The sequence below is a fragment of the Rhodopila sp. genome (genome assembly GCF_965277825.1).
Classification (GTDB): domain Bacteria; phylum Pseudomonadota; class Alphaproteobacteria; order Acetobacterales; family Acetobacteraceae; genus Rhodopila.
Genome location: NZ_OZ255846.1, coordinates 4,230,459 through 4,247,974 on the forward strand (window position 1 = coordinate 4,230,459; position 17,516 = coordinate 4,247,974).

15 protein-coding genes are annotated in these 17,516 nt (G+C 62.3%); 6 read left to right on the top strand and 9 right to left on the bottom strand.

All coding sequences use genetic code 11. The features are described from left to right. Positions 1-9: 9 nt before the first annotated feature. Positions 10-3,378 carry a hybrid sensor histidine kinase/response regulator gene (locus tag ACQY4T_RS20550; protein ID WP_428534500.1) on the bottom strand — a complete coding sequence of 1,123 codons (3,369 nt, stop codon included), beginning with the start codon at positions 3,376-3,378 and terminating at the stop codon, positions 10-12. A gap of 239 nt (positions 3,379-3,617) precedes the next feature. Here ACQY4T_RS20550 and fmdA point away from each other — a divergent pair, with 239 nt between their 5' ends. Together fmdA and ACQY4T_RS20560 are read left to right on the top strand one after the other, a co-directional pair. Next, positions 3,618-4,850 carry a formamidase gene (gene fmdA / locus ACQY4T_RS20555; RefSeq protein ID WP_428534502.1) on the top strand — a complete coding sequence of 411 codons (1,233 nt, stop codon included), beginning with the start codon at positions 3,618-3,620 and terminating at the stop codon, positions 4,848-4,850. A 3-nt stretch (positions 4,851-4,853) separates the two neighbouring features. Beyond that, positions 4,854-5,162 carry an FmdB family zinc ribbon protein gene (locus ACQY4T_RS20560; protein ID WP_428534504.1) on the top strand — a complete coding sequence of 103 codons (309 nt, stop codon included), beginning with the start codon at positions 4,854-4,856 and terminating at the stop codon, positions 5,160-5,162. Between the two features lie 71 nt (positions 5,163-5,233). On the opposite strand, the gene ACQY4T_RS20565 is transcribed toward ACQY4T_RS20560, so the two are convergent. Continuing rightward, the gene (locus tag ACQY4T_RS20565) at positions 5,234-6,895 is read right to left on the bottom strand and encodes a purine-cytosine permease family protein (RefSeq protein WP_428534506.1); all 1,662 of its coding nucleotides are present in this window, start codon (positions 6,893-6,895) and stop codon (positions 5,234-5,236) included. Between the two features lie 219 nt (positions 6,896-7,114). Between ACQY4T_RS20565 and ACQY4T_RS20570 the strand changes: the two genes are divergently transcribed. Together ACQY4T_RS20570 and ACQY4T_RS20575 are read left to right on the top strand one after the other, a co-directional pair. Then, a complete protein-coding gene (locus ACQY4T_RS20570) occupies positions 7,115-8,305 on the top strand; it encodes a transporter substrate-binding domain-containing protein (RefSeq protein WP_428534508.1) in 1,191 nt (396 codons plus the stop codon). 112 nt (positions 8,306-8,417) lie between these two features. After that, the gene (locus tag ACQY4T_RS20575) at positions 8,418-9,026 is read left to right on the top strand and encodes an ANTAR domain-containing response regulator (protein ID WP_428534510.1); all 609 of its coding nucleotides are present in this window, start codon (positions 8,418-8,420) and stop codon (positions 9,024-9,026) included. Between the two features lie 7 nt (positions 9,027-9,033). Here ACQY4T_RS20575 and ACQY4T_RS20580 read toward each other — a convergent pair whose 3' ends face one another. The 7 genes from ACQY4T_RS20580 to ACQY4T_RS20610 all read right to left on the bottom strand — a co-directional run bounded on the left by ACQY4T_RS20580 (position 9,034) and on the right by ACQY4T_RS20610 (position 15,665). Beyond that, on the bottom strand, positions 9,034-10,101 hold the full coding sequence (locus ACQY4T_RS20580; RefSeq protein WP_428534512.1) for a HoxN/HupN/NixA family nickel/cobalt transporter: 1,068 nt from the start codon (positions 10,099-10,101) through the stop codon (positions 9,034-9,036). Between the two features lie 12 nt (positions 10,102-10,113). After that, the gene (locus tag ACQY4T_RS20585) at positions 10,114-10,254 is read right to left on the bottom strand and encodes a hypothetical protein (protein WP_428534514.1); all 141 of its coding nucleotides are present in this window, start codon (positions 10,252-10,254) and stop codon (positions 10,114-10,116) included. Positions 10,255-10,459: 205 nt separating this feature from the next. Further along, a complete protein-coding gene (locus tag ACQY4T_RS20590; protein ID WP_428534516.1) occupies positions 10,460-10,954 on the bottom strand; it encodes a peroxiredoxin in 495 nt (164 codons plus the stop codon). Between the two features lie 21 nt (positions 10,955-10,975). Next, on the bottom strand, positions 10,976-11,950 hold the full coding sequence (locus ACQY4T_RS20595) for a CobW family GTP-binding protein (protein ID WP_428543010.1): 975 nt from the start codon (positions 11,948-11,950) through the stop codon (positions 10,976-10,978). Positions 11,951-12,066: 116 nt separating this feature from the next. Next, entirely contained in the window at positions 12,067-13,776 is a 1,710-nt protein-coding gene (locus tag ACQY4T_RS20600) for a hypothetical protein (protein ID WP_428534518.1), read from the bottom strand. 70 nt (positions 13,777-13,846) lie between these two features. Beyond that, positions 13,847-14,173, bottom strand: a complete 327-nt coding sequence (locus ACQY4T_RS20605; RefSeq protein ID WP_428534520.1) for a hypothetical protein — start codon at positions 14,171-14,173, stop codon at positions 13,847-13,849. Between the two features lie 13 nt (positions 14,174-14,186). Then, the gene (locus tag ACQY4T_RS20610) at positions 14,187-15,665 is read right to left on the bottom strand and encodes a hypothetical protein (protein WP_428534522.1); all 1,479 of its coding nucleotides are present in this window, start codon (positions 15,663-15,665) and stop codon (positions 14,187-14,189) included. 257 nt (positions 15,666-15,922) lie between these two features. On the opposite strand from ACQY4T_RS20610, the gene ACQY4T_RS20615 reads away from it, so the two are divergent. Beyond that, the gene (locus ACQY4T_RS20615) at positions 15,923-16,135 is read left to right on the top strand and encodes a hypothetical protein (protein WP_428534524.1); all 213 of its coding nucleotides are present in this window, start codon (positions 15,923-15,925) and stop codon (positions 16,133-16,135) included. Between the two features lie 333 nt (positions 16,136-16,468). After that, the gene (locus ACQY4T_RS20620) at positions 16,469-17,503 is read left to right on the top strand and encodes an aliphatic amidase (protein ID WP_428534526.1); all 1,035 of its coding nucleotides are present in this window, start codon (positions 16,469-16,471) and stop codon (positions 17,501-17,503) included. The last annotated feature ends 13 nt before the right edge of the window (positions 17,504-17,516 follow it).

Below are 17,516 nucleotides of genomic sequence, written 5' to 3' on the forward strand. Positions count from 1 at the left end.
TGCGGCATCTCAACCCGACCGGGCACGGACGGCATCGACGATATCCGCGAGTTCATCCAGGCGGAAGTTCGTCAGCGCACTGCGCATCCGACCGATCGCGTCGCATCCGGCCGGGCAATCAGCATCCAGCTCGCTCAGCAATGTTCGCAGTGCCCGCACATGGCCGATCCGGACCAGACGTCCCAATTCATCCAGCCGAGCGATCAGCGGCGCCGGGATCGCTATATCGGCGGTCGCCGGGCCATCTGCATCGAGCCGTGAGGCCTCCTCGATCCACTGCAGGCCGAGGCGTTGGCCGATCATGTCGAGAAAGGCCGCCAAGTCGAGCGGCTTGGACAGGAAACCGTCGTGCAACGGACGTTCGCCATACCACCGTGCCTCCTCATGCGGGTGAGCCGAGACGATCAGGATCGGGGTCATGTCGAAGCCCGCCTCCCGCAACAGCGTGGCAAGACGCCAGCCGTCCATTTCCGGCATCGACAGATCCAGGATGAACGCATCCGCCCGGTGCTCGGCCGCCAGGCGCAGGCAGCTTGCACCGTCTCGTACGGTCAGCAGTTCGAACCCCAGAGGTAGCAGGGTCTCTTGCAGCAAAGCTCGATGCGTCGGGTCATCGTCGGCCGCGATCAGTACGCGACGCGGTCCTCGGTAGCCAATGATCCGACGCCGCCTTGTGGGGAGGGTCGGGGCGCTGGGTGCCTCGGGCAGCAGCAGCCGAACGCGAAACTCGCTCCCTTCATTCGGGCGGCTGATGACGGAGATCTCGCCGCCGAGGATTTCCGTCAGCAGCTTGGTGATGGTCAGGCCCAGGCCGATGCCCGGCAGCGACGGGCGGCCAGCGTGCTCAACGCGTTCGAACGGATCAAAGATTCGCTTCAGATCAGCCTTGCTGATCCCAAGGCCGGTGTCGGCGATGGCGAATTCGGTCACCGCGCCGCGCCGCCGCACGCGCAGCGTGACACCGCCGCGCGCGGTGAACTTCAGCGCATTCGACAGCAGATTGAGCAGGATCTGGCGCAGCCGGGTCTCGTCGGTGTGCACGACGGCGGGCAGTTGCGGGCTGGCTTCGAAGCTGAAGCCGATGCCTTTCGCAGCCGCCTGAGGGCGGATCATGTCGACCAGCTGATCGAGGAACGCCTGTAGTCTGACGGCGCGCCGATCGATCTGGATTCGGCCCGCCTCGATCTTGGCGATGTCCAGCAGCCCGTCGATCAACCCGGCCATGTGATCGCCGCTGCGGCGGATCGTGCGGATCGCCTCCCCGCGGTGGGCCGGGATCGTGGTATCCAGTTCCAGGATCTGCGCGTAGCCCAGCACGGCGTTCAGCGGCGTGCGCAACTCGTGGCTGACACCAACAACAAAACGGCTTTTCGCGAGATTGGCCGCCTCGGCAGCTTCCTTGGCGCTTTGCAGCTTGGCGTCGGTGCGCCGGTGGGCATCGATCTCGCTCAACAGCAGCGTGGTTTGGCGTCGCGATTCGAGTTGCGCCGCGACACGGGTCTGGTGCGCCAGGACCAGCAGCCAGGAAGCGACCCCGGTGATGATCGTCAGCACGAAGAAGGCGCGCCACATGGCCAATGCCAGCAGCGCGCGGCCTTCCGGGTTGTTCGTCGCGGCCTGCATGAAAGTCAACAGCAGCAGGCAGCCGATCAGGCCGGTCGCGATGGAGAAGGTGGCGGCAAAACGCAGCAGCGGCCCATTGAGATAGCGGCGCAGCGGCTGCGGCACGCCGGCGTCGATCATCGCACGGACCTGCGCCGAGGACCGGCCGTGCGGCTTGCAGGCGTCATTGCACCGCGCGTCAAGCGAGCAGCATAGCGAGCAGATCACGCCGACATAGGCCGGGCAATACGCGGTGTCGGCGGTCTCGAACACGTTGCCGCATACCACGCACGGTTTGCCAAAGGCCTGGTCGTCCCAGGTTCGGCGCGGACGTCGAGCCAGGTAGAAGCGGCCATCGGTCACCCACGCGATCAGCGGCGCCATGGTGAACGCCAGCAGCAGGGAGATGAACGGCGCGGCGGCGTGCGCCCCGACCCCGAAACTGCCGAAATGTGCCACGAGGCCGGTCACCGCGGCCAACACCATCGCGCCCACTCCGACCGGATTGATATCGTAAAGATGTGCCCGCTTGAAATCCAGCGTTCGTGGCGCCAGCCCCAGCGGTCGGATGACCACAAGGTCGGCGACCAATGCCCCGACCCAGGCGCTGGCGAGGATGGAGAACAGAGCCAGGATCCGCTCGATCGCGCCATACAGCCCGATCTCCATCAACACCAGCGCGATCGCTACGTTGAACAGCACCCATACCACCCGGCCCGGATGGCTGCGGGTCAGCCGCGAGAAGAAGTTCGACCAGGCAATCGATCCGGCATAGGCGTTGGTGACGTTGATTTTCAGTTGTGCCACCACCACCAGGGCCCCGGTTGCGACCAGGGCGCCCCAACTTGGCAGGAACATGCCGAAGGCCGATTGATACATGATGGCCGGCTGAGCCGACTCGGCCGTGGACAGGCCCGTCCGCATCGCCAGCCAGGCGAGCAGCGAGCCGGCGAACAGCTTTGCCGAACCCGGAACAATCCAGCCGGGTCCAGCGACGATGACAGACAGCCACCACCGCCACCGGCGGCCTGCCTCTGGTGGCGGCAGGAACCGCAAGAAATCGACCTGCTCGCCGATCTGCGCGATCAGCGCGACGATCACCGAGGCGGCGGCGCCGAAACCGACCAGCGTGAACCGGCTGCCTGACGGGTCGGGAAAGTTGATCCAGTTGTGCAATCCGAGATGCCCGCAGGCGGCCAGCCCGACGAGCGGCAGCAGGTTCAGGACGATCCAGATCGGTTGTGTCCAGCACTGGAACGCGCTGATCATCGTGATGCCGTGGGTGACGATCGGGATCACCGCCAGCGATGCCAGCACATAGCCGAACATGAGTGGCACGCCCAGGCAGATTTGCAACGCGGCTGCCAGGATCGAGGCTTCGATGGCAAAGAAGATGAACGTGAACGTGGCATAGACCAAGGAGGTCGCCGTCGATCCGATATAGCCGAAGCCGGAACCGCGGGTGAGCAGATCGATATCCAGGCCTCGGCGCGCCGCAGCGACGGAAATCGGCAGTGCGGTCAGAAAGATCAGCACGCTGACGACGCCGATAGCCGCCGCGGCATTGGCGAAGCCGTAGCGCAATGTAACGCCGCCGCCAATGGCCTCCAGCGCCAGGAACGAGCTTGCCCCGAGCGCGGTATTGGCGACCCGCGCGCTGCTCCAGCGCCGCGCTGAAACTGACGCAAACCGAAGGGCAAAATCCTCCAGCGTCTGGTTGGCGACCCAGCGATTGTAGTCCCGTCGGGACGGCACGATTCGCTGCCGGATGGCCATGAAGGGGTTGTGTTCTCCCGCCTGCCTTGATCGTTCTGTCTCGGCTTCGCCTCCCGCGCCCATTCTTCGACGGGTCGCGCAAGATCGTGTGCGGGACCTAGGGACCCGTCAATCAACAAAAACGCCAACCGCGCCAGTATATACGGCAAACAACGTATTTCCCTGCGCGCGTGCTGTTCTGACCATGACACCTTGGTCGCCGCCGGTTCCGCGGCGGCCATTCCAGCCAGGGGGCGATCATGCCAGACACGCTGATCAAGGTAGACCTGTCGCAGTCACCTTACGAGAATGACATGATTCACAACCGCTGGCATCCGGACATTCCGATGGTCGCCACGGTGAAGCCGGGCGCGGACTTCATTGTCGAGTGCTATGACTGGACTGGCGGGTTCATCAAGAACAATGACTCAGCCGAGGACGTGCGCGACATCGACCTCAGCATCGTGCACTTCCTCAGTGGCCCGATCGGCGTGGAAGGCGCCGAACCCGGCGATTTGCTGGTCGTGGACTTTCTCGACATCGGTGCGTTCCCGCACAACACGTGGGGCTTCAACGGCTTCTTCTCCAAGCAGAATGGCGGCGGTTTCCTGACCGAGCATTTCCCGCTGGCGCAGAAGTCGATCTGGGACATCTCGGGGCTGTTCACGCATTCCCGCCACGTCCCCGGCGTCAGCTTTGCCGGCCTAATCCATCCCGGGCTGATCGGCTGCCTGCCATCGAAAAGCCTGCTGCAGACTTGGAACGATCGCGAAACAGGTTTCATCGCGACGGACCCGATGCGGGTTCCCCCACTGGCCAACCCGCCGTTTGGTCCAACCGCGCATATGGGGCGAATGAAGGGCGACGGCCGCACCGCGGCGGCGGCGGATGGAGCGCGTACGGTGCCGCCGCGGGAGCACGGCGGCAACTGCGACATCAAGGACCTCTCGCGCGGCGCGCGGGTGTATTTCCCCGTGTATGTGCCGGGGGCGGGGCTGTCGGTCGGCGATCTGCACTTCAGCCAGGGCGACGGCGAAATCACGTTCTGCGGTGCGATCGAAATGCCTGGCTGGATCCATCTTCGGGTCTCTGGCCTGATCAAGGATGGCATGAGCAAATACGGCATCCGCAATCCGATCTTCAAGCCGAGTCCGATTACGCCGACGTACAAGGATCACCTGATCTTTGAGGGTATCTCGGTCGATGAGCAGGGTGCTCAGCACTACCTCGATGTGCACGTCGCGTATCGTCAGGCCTGCCTGAACGCGATCGCCTATCTGACGAAGTTCGGCTACACGCCGGCGCAGGCTTACGCCATTCTCGGCACCGCCCCGGTGCAGGGACATATCAGCGGGGTGGTGGACATCCCAAATGCCTGCGCGACGCTCTGGCTGCCGACCGAGATCTTCGACTTTGATATCAATCCCAGCGCGGACGGGCCGACCAAGGCTATCACCGGTGGCATCGACATTCCCACCGCGCCGGACAAATAGGCGATGCCGATCTATGATTATGCATGCCCCGGCTGCGGGGCATTTTCCGCATTTAGACCGTTGGCGGACTATGATCAGCCTGTGTCCTGCCCCGGGTGCGCCGGCCCCAGTCCCCGTGCCCTCACGCTGCCGAGGCTGTCGTGTGTGGGCGGGACGGAACGTATCGCGAGAGAGACAAATGAGCGGAGTGCGCACGCGCCCCGGTCGGCAGGTGCGCATCCTAACGGATGCATCTGCTGCGGGGCGAGCAAACCCGCGGCCTCGATGGCGAAGAGCTTCCCCAATGCGCGGCCGTGGATGATCAGCCATTAGCGGGAAGCGCTGACGCCTGAGTCGTTCGGCCATCGGCCGGGGAGAGCATCGGTCCCCGGCCGTGTCTGGCGTCAGAGTGTTCCGGCTGCGGTTGCCGGCACGGTACCGGCCGCCGGCTTGCACATGTCGTCACAACTCGCTTCCAAAGAGCAGCACAGCGAGCAAATCGTGCCGTGGTGGAACGGGCAGCTTGTCATGTCCTGCCTCTCATAATCAAAGCCACAGCTCACGCAGTTCAACAACGTAGCCCGCGTGCTGGTGTCGTCGAACGGCGCGCGGGCCAGGTAGTAGCGGCCTTTGGTCGCGATCGCGATAATCGGCGATCCGACGAACGCCAGGGCCAGCGCAATAAAGGCGGAGAACGCCTGCGCGGCCGGACCCAACACCCCGAAGAACGCGATGATCGACACGACGGAGGCGAACACCATCGAGCCGAAGCCCACCGGATTGACGTCATAGAGATGGGCGCGCTTGAACTCGATGAAGCTCGGGCTGAGCTTCAGCAGCGGCTTGTTGATGACGAGGTCGGCGGTGACGGCACCGATCCAGGCGACCGCGACGTTCGAGTAGAAGCCCAGGATCTTCCCGAGCACCGAGAACATGTTCAATTCCATCATGGTGAGCGAGATCGCCACGTTGAAGAAAATCCAGACGACGCGGCCGGGATGGGCATGCAGCACGCGGGAGAAAAAGTTGGACCAGGACAGCGACCCGGAATAGGCGTTGGTGACGTTGATCTTGATCTGCGAAAGGATGACGAAGAACGTCGCCACACTCAGCGCGGCGAACGCGGGGAACATGTAGTTGTAGCCGGCGATATACATCTGTATCGGCTCGTTCGCGGAATCGAGCGGCGTGCCATGGGCGACGGCCACCGAGGCGAAGAACGAACCCATCAACTGCTTCGCCGCGCCCAGCACAACCCAGCCTGGACCAGCGCACAACACCGCAAGCCACCAGCGCGTCTTGTTTGACTCGGTCTTGTCCGGCATGAAGCGGAGATAGTCCGCCTGTTCACCGATCTGGGCGATCAGGGACAGCGCGATACCGGCCGCGGTGCCGAACAGCAGCCAGTCGAAACCGGCCTTGCTGGGCGAGTGTCCGGCGAAGTTGACCCAGTCGTGCACTGCGTTCCCGTCGATCGCCAGCACCGCGACCGGCGGCGCGAAGAGCAGCAGCAGCCAGATCGGCTGTGTCCACACCTGCAGCTTTGCCAACAGGGTCATGCCGAAGACCACCAGCGGGATGATGATCAATGAGCCCAGGGCGTAGCCGATCGGCAACGGAATGCCGAAGTACAGGTGGAACGCCTGGGCCATGATCGACCCTTCCAGCGCGAAGAAGATGAAGGTGAACGACGCGTAGATCACCGAGGTGATGGTCGAACCCAGGTAGCCAAACCCGGCGCCACGAGTCAACAGGTCAACGTCGACATTGTATTTGGCACAGTAATAGGCGATCGGGATCCCGGTGAGGAAGATGACCAGCGCGGCCGCGAGTATGCCCCAAAACGCATTTGCGAAGCCGAACTGCACGGCAAGCGATCCGCCGATCGCCTGATCCGCCAGATAAGCGATGCCGCCCAGCGCCGCGGACGCGACCGCGTAGGTCGACCACTTGCGAAAGCTTTTCGGTGCGTATCGTAAGGAGTAATCCTCCAATACCGGATTGCTGACCAGCTTGTTGTAGGATCGACGCGGCGGCTTCACCGCGTCGGCGGCAATATCTGGCATATGTATAGACTTCCCGTTATCCCACGGCAGTTTATGGCGTGAAGCGTCCAGCGCGATATGTGTTATTTGACGTACAAAAGAAGTATCAATGGCGTTCCAGCTACCGGCGGCTCCGCCGGCGCCGTTGCCTGCCGATCACGCTTTCTCAAATCGTCTGTCCCATGTAGGATGCAGGTTTCCGCGCATGGTTGATGAAGGTACGACAGCAATGTCAGCATTATGGGCCTGATCGCCGAACCCCGCGCGTCCTGGCGATTTGGCGTTCTGTTCTCACGCTCCGGGGTCACTGCGTCCATTGAGACAACCCAGCTTCGGGCCACCATCCTGGCCGCCGAGTTCATCAATACGGCCGGTGGGATCCAGGGCCGGCCGATCGAACTGATCGACTACGATCCTGCCTCCGACCCGAAGCGATTCCGCAGCCTGGCCGAACAGCTGCTCGGCGAGGATCGGGTGCGACTGATCTTCGGCTGCTACATGTCCAGCACACGCAAAGCCGTGCTTCCGGTGGTTGAGTCCCATCGCGGCATGCTGTTTTATCCGACGCTATACGAGGGGTTCGAATACTCCGCCAACTGTATTTACACCGGGTCGGCGCCCAATCAGAATTCTCTCCCGCTCGCCCGCTACCTGTTCAGCCACTACGGCAAGCGCGTGTTCCTGATCGGCTCCAATTACGTTTATCCATACGAGTCCAATCGCATCATGACGGACTTGACCTTACAGGCCGGCGGCACTGTGCTCGATGAGATCTACGTGCCGCTACACGCCGGACCGGCGGATTTCGTCAAAGCCTTGAGGGAAATCGGCCGCACCAAGCCTGACGTGATCTTTTCAACCGTGGTCGGCAAGTCCACGTCGGTGTTCTACGAGGCCTATCGCGAGGCCGGGTTTGATGCGGAACGGATGCCGATTTCCAGCCTGACGACCAGCGAGGCGGAAGTAGCGGAAATGACGCCGGCGGCGGCCGCCGGCCACATCACGGCGGCGCCGTTCTTCAGTGTGCTGAACACCCAGGCCGCGGTGAAATTCGTTGCCGACTTCCGCGCCCGCTTCGGTGCCGATGCAATCGTTACCGCCGTCGCGGAGGCCGCGTATTTCCAGGTGATGCTGGTCGCCCGCGCCATCGAGCGAACCGGCTCCGATGACCCGGAGCTGATCCGCTCGGTCCTCGCCGAGGTCGAGTTCGCAGCCCCGCAAGGGCGGGTGCGGGTGGATCCCAGCAACAACCACACATATCTTTGGCCTCGGGTGGCGAAGCTGGATGCCAACGGCCGGTTCGAGATTGTTTGGGACCCGGGAATGCGCGTCCGGCCCGATCCTTACTGCATCGAACAAAGATTGGACAGTTGGTGCGAGACCACGAAGTCGGGCAACGCCAATGACGCTGATGCAAGCTTAGTGCTCTGACACAACCAGGAGATTGATGATGCATCAGACCATCAGGTTGACTGTGTGGGCCGATGCAGCCGGGGGGCCGCGGCGCACTCCGGCATCGTATCAATAGCGGAGCCGGTCGGGCGTGGCGATCGAGATCCTTCGTGACCTGCGAGGCCTGCGTATCGAGGTTATGCATCCGCCCGATGCCGAGGGCATCAGCCTGGTCGAGCATCTGCACCGCATCGGCTGCATCACCAGCACCGTTTGGCCGTTTCCGGAAGAATTCGCCCCAACTTCCGACCTGATCGTTCTCGCGGTGGATCATGACAGCCGCGAACCGCTGCGCCGGCTGCTGCGGGGACAGGCTCGCAAGCTACCGACGGTAATTGGCATCGTCGAGTACGAGAACCCGTCAATCCTGCAGCTCGTGCTGGAAATCGGCGCGCACGCCGTCATCGAGCGGCCGGTGCGTCCGTTCGGCTTGCTGACACAGTTGGCGATCGCCCGCAGCCTTTGGCTGCGCCAGCAGGAAACCGACAGCCGCGTTTGCAAGCTGGAGCGCAAACTCGCCGGCATCCAGAAAATCCAGCGGGCTCGTCTTATCCTGATCGCGAGTCAGGGACTGAGCGAGGAGGACGCCTATCGGACGATCCGCCGCCAGGCCATGTCGAAGCGGATCCCAATGGAGGAAATGGCGGTCGCGATCATCCATGCCCATGACCAGGAGAGCGGACAGGCACGCATGCCGTGATGCCTTATCACCGGTCTGACGCGGCAGCGAGTTCCATCTTGTCGAAGCCGCGACCGTAGTAGATCGCGACCGACAGTATCCAGCTGGCAAGAAACACCCCGATCACGATAAAGCCCAGCGTGTTGAAGTTGCCGTTCAGCGCCCCGACCGCGTCCCAGAACGTACCGGCCATCTTCAGCTTCTCGGCAATCAGGCCGAGCGCCTCGATCCCGCCAATAGCGACTGCGACGATCACAGACACGAGGGTAATCGTGAGGTTGTAATACAGCTTGCGGATTGGCTTCACGAACGCCCAATCATAGGCATGCAGCATCAGCACGCCGTCCGTGGTGTCGATCAAGGACATTCCGGCGGCGAACAGAGCTGGAAACACCATGACGCCGGATAGCGATACGCCTTTGGCTGCCTCGGCGGCGGCGATGCCCAGCAGCCCAATTTCTGTTGCTGTATCGAAACCTAGGCCGAACAGGAAACCGAGCGGCAGCATATGCCAGCTTTGCGTGACCAGGCGGAACATGGGCCGGAAAAGACGAGCCAGCAGCCCGCGCCCGTTCAGCAGCTTGCTGAAATCCTCCTCCTCGTAGCCGCCGCCGTTCCGCACCGCCCGAAAGGAGCGGTAGACGGATCGAAGAACCACCAGGTTGATGCCGGCGATGGCGAACAGGAACAGAGACGAAACGACCGTCGAGATGACGCCGCCAATGTCCTTGAAGGCGTCGAAGCGGCTGCCCATCGCCACGGAGGCCATGGCGATCAGCATCGCGCCGAGCGCGACGACGGCGGAATGGCCGAGGGCGAACCAGAAGCCGACGGTCACCGGGCGCTTGCGCTCCTGGACCAGCTTTCGGGTGACGTTGTCGATTGCCGCGATGTGGTCCGGATCGACCGCGTGGCGCAGGCCAAAGCCGTAGGCGATCAGCGCGGTGCCGAGCAGAATGGGCCGATCGCGATACAGCGAAATGGCCCAGAGCCAGGCTGCGACGTTGGCGACGATCAGAACCGCGTAAACGCCGATCGTACGGCGCCGCAAGTCAGACGAACCGGTTCGGAACAAGCGACTGAACAGTTCGGTCATGGTTGCCCTCGGCTATCCGTGCAGCGTCGCGGGATCAATCTGAAGCAGCAGCCGTTCCACCGGCTGTCCGCCAATGATGTTTCGGCGGAGGATCTCCTCGATATCTGCTTCGGTTTCGTATCGATACCAGACGCCCTCGGGGTAGATCACCATGGCCGGCCCATGCTCACAAACGTTGAGGCAACCGGCATGGTTGATCCTGATCCTTCGCACCCCCATCGCCATGCCTAACCGGCACATGTAATCACACAGTGCCCTGCTTCCCTTCCCGGCGCAGCAGCCGCGCCTGTGGGTTGCCGGACGCTGATGGGTGCAGCAGAAGACATGCACGCGGTAGAGCGGAGTCACTGATGCGAAGTCACTGGGCCGGGGCAGAGGCCAGCAGGCTCGACGCCGAACTGGCGCCGTGATCGAAGATGCTTTTCTCGACGTTGACCGTGGCGACGACACCGTCTTCCACGACCATCGAATAGCGCTGCGAGCGCTCACCCAGGCCGAAATCGGACAGATCAAGCGACAGGCCGAGGCTGCGGGTGAACGACGCATCGGAGTCGCACAGCATCAGCACCTTGCCGTCGGCGCCGTGCTGCGTCCCCCAGGCCGACAGCACGAAGGGATCGTTCACCGCGATGCAGGCGATCTCGGCGACGCCTTCGGCCTTCAGCTTGTCCGCTTCGGCGACGTAGCCCGGCAGGTGCGCGGTGGTGCAGACCGGCGTAAAGGCACCAGGCAGACCGAACAATATGACCTTCTTCCCGGCCAGCAGGGTCTTGAGATCAACGTCCTTGATCCCGTCCGCGGTCATCTGCTTCAACGTCGCGGGCGGAACGGCATCGCCTGGTTCAATCGGCATGTCAAAACTCCATCTTGGGTGTTAGCGAAACACACAACCGGCCAGTCCAGCGGCAAATTCATTCCGGTCTAGATGCTTGCCGATCACGACGAACTGGCTCATCTGCGTCTCGTCCGGCTGCCAGGGCCGGTCACGTCGCAGGGTTGTCAGCATGCGCACACTTTGGAACACGAGGCGGTCGTCGAAGCCATTGGCAAAAAAGATGCCCTTGGTTCGATACAGATCCTCGCCGCGACGCTGCGCCATGTCGTTCATCCAGATCATCAGCCGGTTGATGTCGATCGGCCGATGCTCCTCCAGAACGAATGAGCCGATGGCGGCGTCGTGCTCATGGGCGTGGTCATCGAGGAACGCGGGGTCGACCTCCAACTTCTGCACCAGGTCGAAGGCGCCGACATCAAGGATGTCGGCCAGATCGATTTCCGCGTTGGCGGTGTGGTAGATCTTCGCAAGTGGATTCAGTTGGCGGACCCGCGCCTCGACCGCCGCCATCCGTTCCGCGGTGACCAGGTCCATCTTGTTGATCAGGACAATGTCGCTGAAGGCCACCTGCTCAACGGCTTCGTTGCTCTGCTCGAGATTGCGGTCCAGGTTCACCGCGTCGACGACGGTCACAAATGCGTCCAGACGGATGCCGGACTTCACGTCATCGGCGGCGAAGAAGGTCGATGCCACGGGGGCGGGATCGGCGAGCCCGGTCGTTTCGATGAGGATGCCATCTAGCGTTCCCGCACGTTGCTGCAGCCGGCCGAGTGTTTCGACCAGGTCGCCGCGAACGGTGCAGCAAAGGCAGCCGTTGTTGAACTCGACCAGTTGCGCGTCCTGGTCATGGATGACGAGCTGCCCGTCGATGCTGATCTCGCCAAACTCGTTGACGATGACGGCCAGTTTGCGTCCATGCTGCTCGCGCAGGATGCGATTGATCAGGGTTGTCTTGCCCGACCCGAGAAATCCGGTGACAACGGTCGCCGGGATACGGCTGTCGTTTCTTTCCACGATGATCTGCCTGTTCCAGGGGTTCAGTGGGCCGTTTCGCCGGGATCGGTCAATCGCGCGGCAAAGCTGGCGAAGCCGCGGGGATCGGGCCAGCGATCCCCGCGATGTCCGCTGCGCTACTTGGCCAACGCGGGCGCGCGTTCGACCGCGACCCGCTTGACGTTGGCCAGGCCACCAGGCGTCGGCACCACTGTCTTGGTCATCGCCGCGATACCTTGTTCGACGATGATCTTGCGGTTCGCCGGCGGCAGCTTGTCGCCGCGCAACTGGTCGTAGGGCACGACCACCCAGCAGGCGCAGCCCCAGATGCACTCGCCGGCCATGCCTTCGAAGCGGATCGCCGGTTCGGACAGCATCGGGCCGATGTCGATCAGCCAGGCGTGCTCAAGCAGCTTTTCCTCCCACGACAGCTTGTCGTAGCTCTTCTGGCTTTCCCAGAAGCCGATCAGGTCAGTCTTGGCGACGCCGGGCAGAATGACGTTGGCATAGGCGGTCAGCGCATCGAAGAACTCGTGGTTGAAGATCTGCAGGGTGGATTCGGCGTCCAGCAGATAGTTCTCGGTGAGCATCTTGCGGAACGCCTTGTTCATGTCATCGTGCCCCATGTTGCGGGACCCGTAGATGAACGCCTCGGCGTAGTCGGTCTTGAAGCCGTCCTTCAGGCCACTGTACTTTGGGGTAAAGTCGATCCACTGCTTGATGACCGAGTCCCACTTCGAGGGCGCTTCACCGGGCAGCACCTGGACACCGGGATGCGTCAGCTTGGCGACGTCGAACAGGGTCCAGCTTCTGGCCTTGGCGCTGACGGTCTCGTGCGGGGCGCCGGTCAGGCCGGCCGGACGCAGGGCTCGGAATAGGTCGCGTCCGTTGTCCACCACGACGAAGCGCATGAACGAGTCGGCAACGAAGCGGTTCGTCACCATCTGCTTGAAGTTCTGGCGCACTTCCTTCTCGCCCGTGGTCGTATAGGCAGTCAGGCGCTGCCAGCTCTGCTCCGGGTTGACGATGAAGAAACCGCCGGTGAACGGACTGCGATACAGGTCGCCCCAGACCGCCGTGACGCCGGCGTTCTTGTCGTCGTCCAGCATGCAGTCAAGTTCGTTCAGCGTCGTGTAGAGCGTCGGACTATTCTGATAGACCTCCGGGTCGCCCGAATGCGGCAACTGGCCCACGCCGATGACCGGGATGCGGCGGCCGAGCTTGACGGTCGACAGGTGGCGGACGAGGTCGACGACCATTCCGCTGCCAGTGCCACCGGCCAGACTGAAGCACACGGTGATCAGCGACGGCAGCGTGGCGCCCTCGAGATGATCGACGAACTTCTTGAGAGCGCGCTCGAGCGGACGCTCCCCGGCATAGTAGGCGTTGGCGTAGATGCCTTTGGCGATGATGCGCGGGAAATGCTCGCCGGCCTGCGGCATGGTTGCCTTATGCGACACGTAGGATTCAAAGTTTGGATTCCAGTAGTAGCGCGGATATTCAAGCTTCAGGAACTCACGCGTGCGGTTCAGGCCTTCGAAGAACTCGTCCTTTTCCGGCACCGGCAGGGCGACGGACTGGAACAGGAAGCGATCCGACGGAATGCCGCGTGATTCAAGGCGTTTGTAGAACGATTTGGCATAGTCGCCGACGACTTCCATGTCCTGATCGCCAATATCGACCACCAGGGCGGCGAAGCGAGCGCGGGGGTCTTCCAGCAGGTCCTCGATTTCACCGGTCCGCAGCAAGGCCTCGACATACCCGGCCCCGGTTCGCCCGATGCCGACCACGTGCATGCAGTGCGGTGCCTGAACGCCTGTCGCGCTGTGATAGAGAGATGATGTCATCTGCTTTTCCTTTCCCTGACAGTCCTGGATAAGTCAGTCTTGTGAGTGCCTGTCTCCGTCCTCGTGGCCATCAGCACTTGATGGAGAACGTTTCGGTCTTGTCCAGAAAACCCAGGTCGCGCAGGATGTGCGCGACCGACGTGGCACGCTGGTTCGCCACGTAGAGCATGTAGTCCTCGACAAACAGGCCGGGGTCACGCGATATCAGTCCCTGTTCGATCAGACTGACACCCTTTTCAAGGTTGCTTCGGTCAAGCGTGGCATTCCAGATCGGTGATTCGATGTAGATCGCCGCGTCGTCCGCACGCGTGACTTGGAGGAACTTGCCGCCGGTCACAGTCGGAACCTTTGTTCCGTTGCCGTATTTTGCGATGACGACTGACCAGTCCAGCGGCATGGCTCGCTCCTTTTCAGACCGACATCGACAGCGGGGCGGAAACAACCGGCGATCCATGGATATCCTCGAACGGAACCGCGACCCAGCCGCTCGCGCCTGCCAGGCTGGCGCCCGCCATGCCTTCCAGTTGGGTGGACGGTTCGCAAAGTTCGATGCCCTGTTCGAGCAGCAGCGAATGGTCCAGCAAGCGTTGCTCTTCATCCGCCATGGCGTAGGCTTCGCGTGACTTGGCGAACGTGGCCAGGTCGGTCTTCGCAAGCCGCGGCAGGATGAACTGCGCGGACCCTGATTTGCCGCCGTCCACGACGTGGGGCGGCACGTCGGGTTCGAAGGCACTTTGGATACTGTCGACGATGGCGGCGTGGTTGGCATCGACGTCGTTGACGCGGATTTCGATGAACTCCGGATGGAAGCTGGGGAGCACGCCGAGGCTGGCCCGCAATGCGGGATCGGCCGCGTCGGTGAAGCCAAGCATGTGGATCCACTGGGGTCCCCACGGCGTCCTGGCTGCCGAATGCTGGGTGGAGGGAGCGGCGACCCAGTTCAGCAGGCGCAGCAGTTCCCAGACATGGGTGCCGCGCCCGGACGTCATCAGTGCCGCGATTGCCGTGTCCACGCGGCGATGCGTTTCAGCGAGATCCTGCGTCGCCTGCCAAACGTGTTGTTGGGGTATCACGATGAACCCGGCGGTGAACGGGTTGCGGAACATCTCGCCGCAGGACATCACCACGTTTCGGTTCTTGTTTTCATCGCAGAGGACGTCGAGTTCGCTCAGCACGGAAAACAGCCGCCCGCCGGTCTGCCGCCCGCTAATTTGCCGGTCGCCGTCGTTCGGCGCCACGCCGATGCCGGCAACAAGCGTCCTGCGACCGAAAAGCCCGTTCGACAGATGGCGGGCGAGATCGACCACGATGCCGCTGCCGGTTCCGCCGGTCATGCCGAAGATGACCGCGACGAGTGCCTGGGCTCGCTCCGCGTCGATCGACGCCGCAAAGGCGCGCAGCGCATGGTCCAGCGGGCGCGCCCCGGAGTAATAGGCGTATCCGTATATCGCCTTGGCGACGGCGCGCTCGTGGTGTTGTCGCGTATCGGGAACGTACGCCGATCGCGGCAGCCACGGAAGCGGATTGCCGGGCCAGCGATAGTTCGGGTATTCGAGACGGAGAAACGTGTCGTAGCCGGCAAGCACATCGAACATCGCGACTGCGGGGGGCATGTCCAAAGCGATTGTGGTGACCTCGGCCCGCTCCGGCGGGATTGTCTTGGCCAGGGCGTGCAGTTCGGCCAGATCCCGATCGCCGATATCGATCGCGAGCGCCCTGAGTTTGGGCGTGCCAGGCTCCAGGTCCTGGAGGATCCGTTTGATCGCGTCGGCCCCGGCCTTGCCGACGCCGACAAGATGCGTCGCGAGTGGGAGCGGGTCTTCGCCGGTCACGCGATGAATACCACGCTTGAGTGCGTCGAGTTTGCGACGCTTAAGTCTTTCCTCCATCGAGAGGCTCATGAATGCACTGACCCCTCCACTGATGAGTGGTTGCGGATGAAGATACTGGGAGACACGCCCTCAGGCTCAAGTTGTTCCGTCGAGGAACAATCGATGATCGGCCAATGAAGGCGAAATAGCTGATGGTAGTAACACTCATGATCGGAAGGCCACGGGATCAACGCCATTGGTGATCCAACGTGCAGAGGCACGATGTATTAGCCCATCTGCATCAATCAGATGGCCAAAACACACAAGTGTCAAGCATGAATTTCGGCCTGCCGGCGCCGTTGGCCGGCCCGAACGCCGGCGGCAAGTTGGCGGTTCACGACCAAAGCGAGGCGGTTACCGTGACGGGTGACGCTGGATTTCATTCGCAAAGTTGGTTGCGCCTGCGCGGATACGAATGTATTGGCGTCCGGGTTTGCCGACTTTGCTTGAAGCCTTTTGCCGACGCGGAATTTCTCAACTCGCTGTGAACGGCGATCTGTGCGATGTGGGAGCACCGGGAAGCGTCGAACACGTCTTGCGCTTTGCATTTGGCGGTGATTAGGTTGAAGTGGAATTGCTGTTGCGATCAGCATCAACGGCCGGTTCGACACCAATGGCGTTGTCGGCCGGTAGATAGCCGCGTGATTCTGGCGGTAATCCGTGCCGATCCCTGACCTGTTGGCTCGCGCCGGGCCCGCTGTGCTTACCCATTTCGTTGACGGAACGGCGATTACTGAGCGCAACAGTATCGGCAGGGCGATGTTGGACTCACCAGCCCTACGCGCATCCGCCGCAGGGGATTCAACAAAGGAGGCAGGCACATGCTGCATGGCGATATATCAAGTAGCAACGACACCGCGGGCGTCGCGGTCGTGAACTACAAAATGCCACGGCTGCACACCAAGGCCGAAGTCATGGCGAATGCCCGCAAGATCGCTGAGATGGTCGTCGGCATGAAGGTCGGACTTCCTGGCATGGACCTGGTGATCTTTCCGGAATACTCGACCCACGGCATCATGTACGACAGCAAGGAGATGTATGAGACAGCCTCCTCGGTGCCGGGTGAGGAAACCGAAATCTTTGCCGACGCCTGCCGCAAGGCGAAGGTCTGGGGGGTGTTTTCGCTGACTGGCGAGCGCCATGAGGAGCATCCGAAGAAGGCGCCGTACAACACGCTGATCCTGATGAACGACAAGGGCGAGATCGTTCAGAAGTATCGCAAGATCATGCCGTGGGTGCCGATCGAGGGCTGGTATCCCGGCAACTGCACCTACGTCTCGGAAGGGCCGAAGGGGCTGAAGGTCAGCCTGATCATCTGCGACGACGGCAACTACCCGGAAATCTGGCGCGACTGCGCGATGCGCGGCGCCGAACTGATCGTGCGTTGCCAGGGCTACATGTATCCGGCGAAGGAACAGCAGATCATCATGGCCAAGGCAATGGCCTGGGCCAACAACGTCTATGTCGCGGTCTCCAATGCGGCTGGCTTCGATGGCGTCTACTCGTATTTCGGTCATTCCTCGGTCATCGGCTTCGACGGCCGCACGCTGGGTGAATGCGGCACCGAGGAATACGGCATTCAATACGCTGCCCTGTCCAAGTCGCTGATCCGCGACGCGCGGAAAAACATGCAGTCTGAGAACCACCTGTTCAAGCTGCTGCACCGTGGCTACACCGGAACGATCAACTCCGGCGATGGCGACAAAGGCGAGGCGTCTTGTCCCTATGATTTCTACAAGAAGTGGATTGCCGATCCGGACGCGACACGCGAGATGGTCGAGGCCATGACACGCAGTTCCGTCGGAACGGAGGAATGTCCGATCGAGGGCATTCCCGCGACCGCCACGCATCGCTGAGGCAGAATCGGCG

What these genes read in the sequence shown, in the direction of transcription:
- ACQY4T_RS20550 (WP_428534500.1), bottom strand. Translation starts at nt 3,378, where the DNA reads ATGGCCATCCGGCAGCGAATCGTGCCGTCCCGACGGGACTACAATCGC.
- fmdA (WP_428534502.1), top strand. Translation starts at nt 3,618, where the DNA reads ATGCCAGACACGCTGATCAAGGTAGACCTGTCGCAGTCACCTTACGAG.
- ACQY4T_RS20560 (WP_428534504.1), top strand. Translation starts at nt 4,854, where the DNA reads ATGCCGATCTATGATTATGCATGCCCCGGCTGCGGGGCATTTTCCGCA.
- ACQY4T_RS20565 (WP_428534506.1), bottom strand. Translation starts at nt 6,895, where the DNA reads ATGCCAGATATTGCCGCCGACGCGGTGAAGCCGCCGCGTCGATCCTAC.
- ACQY4T_RS20570 (WP_428534508.1), top strand. Translation starts at nt 7,115, where the DNA reads ATGGGCCTGATCGCCGAACCCCGCGCGTCCTGGCGATTTGGCGTTCTG.
- ACQY4T_RS20580 (WP_428534512.1), bottom strand. Translation starts at nt 10,101, where the DNA reads ATGACCGAACTGTTCAGTCGCTTGTTCCGAACCGGTTCGTCTGACTTG.
- ACQY4T_RS20585 (WP_428534514.1), bottom strand. Translation starts at nt 10,254, where the DNA reads ATGGTGATCTACCCCGAGGGCGTCTGGTATCGATACGAAACCGAAGCA.
- ACQY4T_RS20590 (WP_428534516.1), bottom strand. Translation starts at nt 10,954, where the DNA reads ATGCCGATTGAACCAGGCGATGCCGTTCCGCCCGCGACGTTGAAGCAG.
- ACQY4T_RS20600 (WP_428534518.1), bottom strand. Translation starts at nt 13,776, where the DNA reads ATGACATCATCTCTCTATCACAGCGCGACAGGCGTTCAGGCACCGCAC.
- ACQY4T_RS20605 (WP_428534520.1), bottom strand. Translation starts at nt 14,173, where the DNA reads ATGCCGCTGGACTGGTCAGTCGTCATCGCAAAATACGGCAACGGAACA.
- ACQY4T_RS20610 (WP_428534522.1), bottom strand. Translation starts at nt 15,665, where the DNA reads ATGGAGGAAAGACTTAAGCGTCGCAAACTCGACGCACTCAAGCGTGGT.
- ACQY4T_RS20615 (WP_428534524.1), top strand. Translation starts at nt 15,923, where the DNA reads ATGAATTTCGGCCTGCCGGCGCCGTTGGCCGGCCCGAACGCCGGCGGC.
- ACQY4T_RS20620 (WP_428534526.1), top strand. Translation starts at nt 16,469, where the DNA reads ATGCTGCATGGCGATATATCAAGTAGCAACGACACCGCGGGCGTCGCG.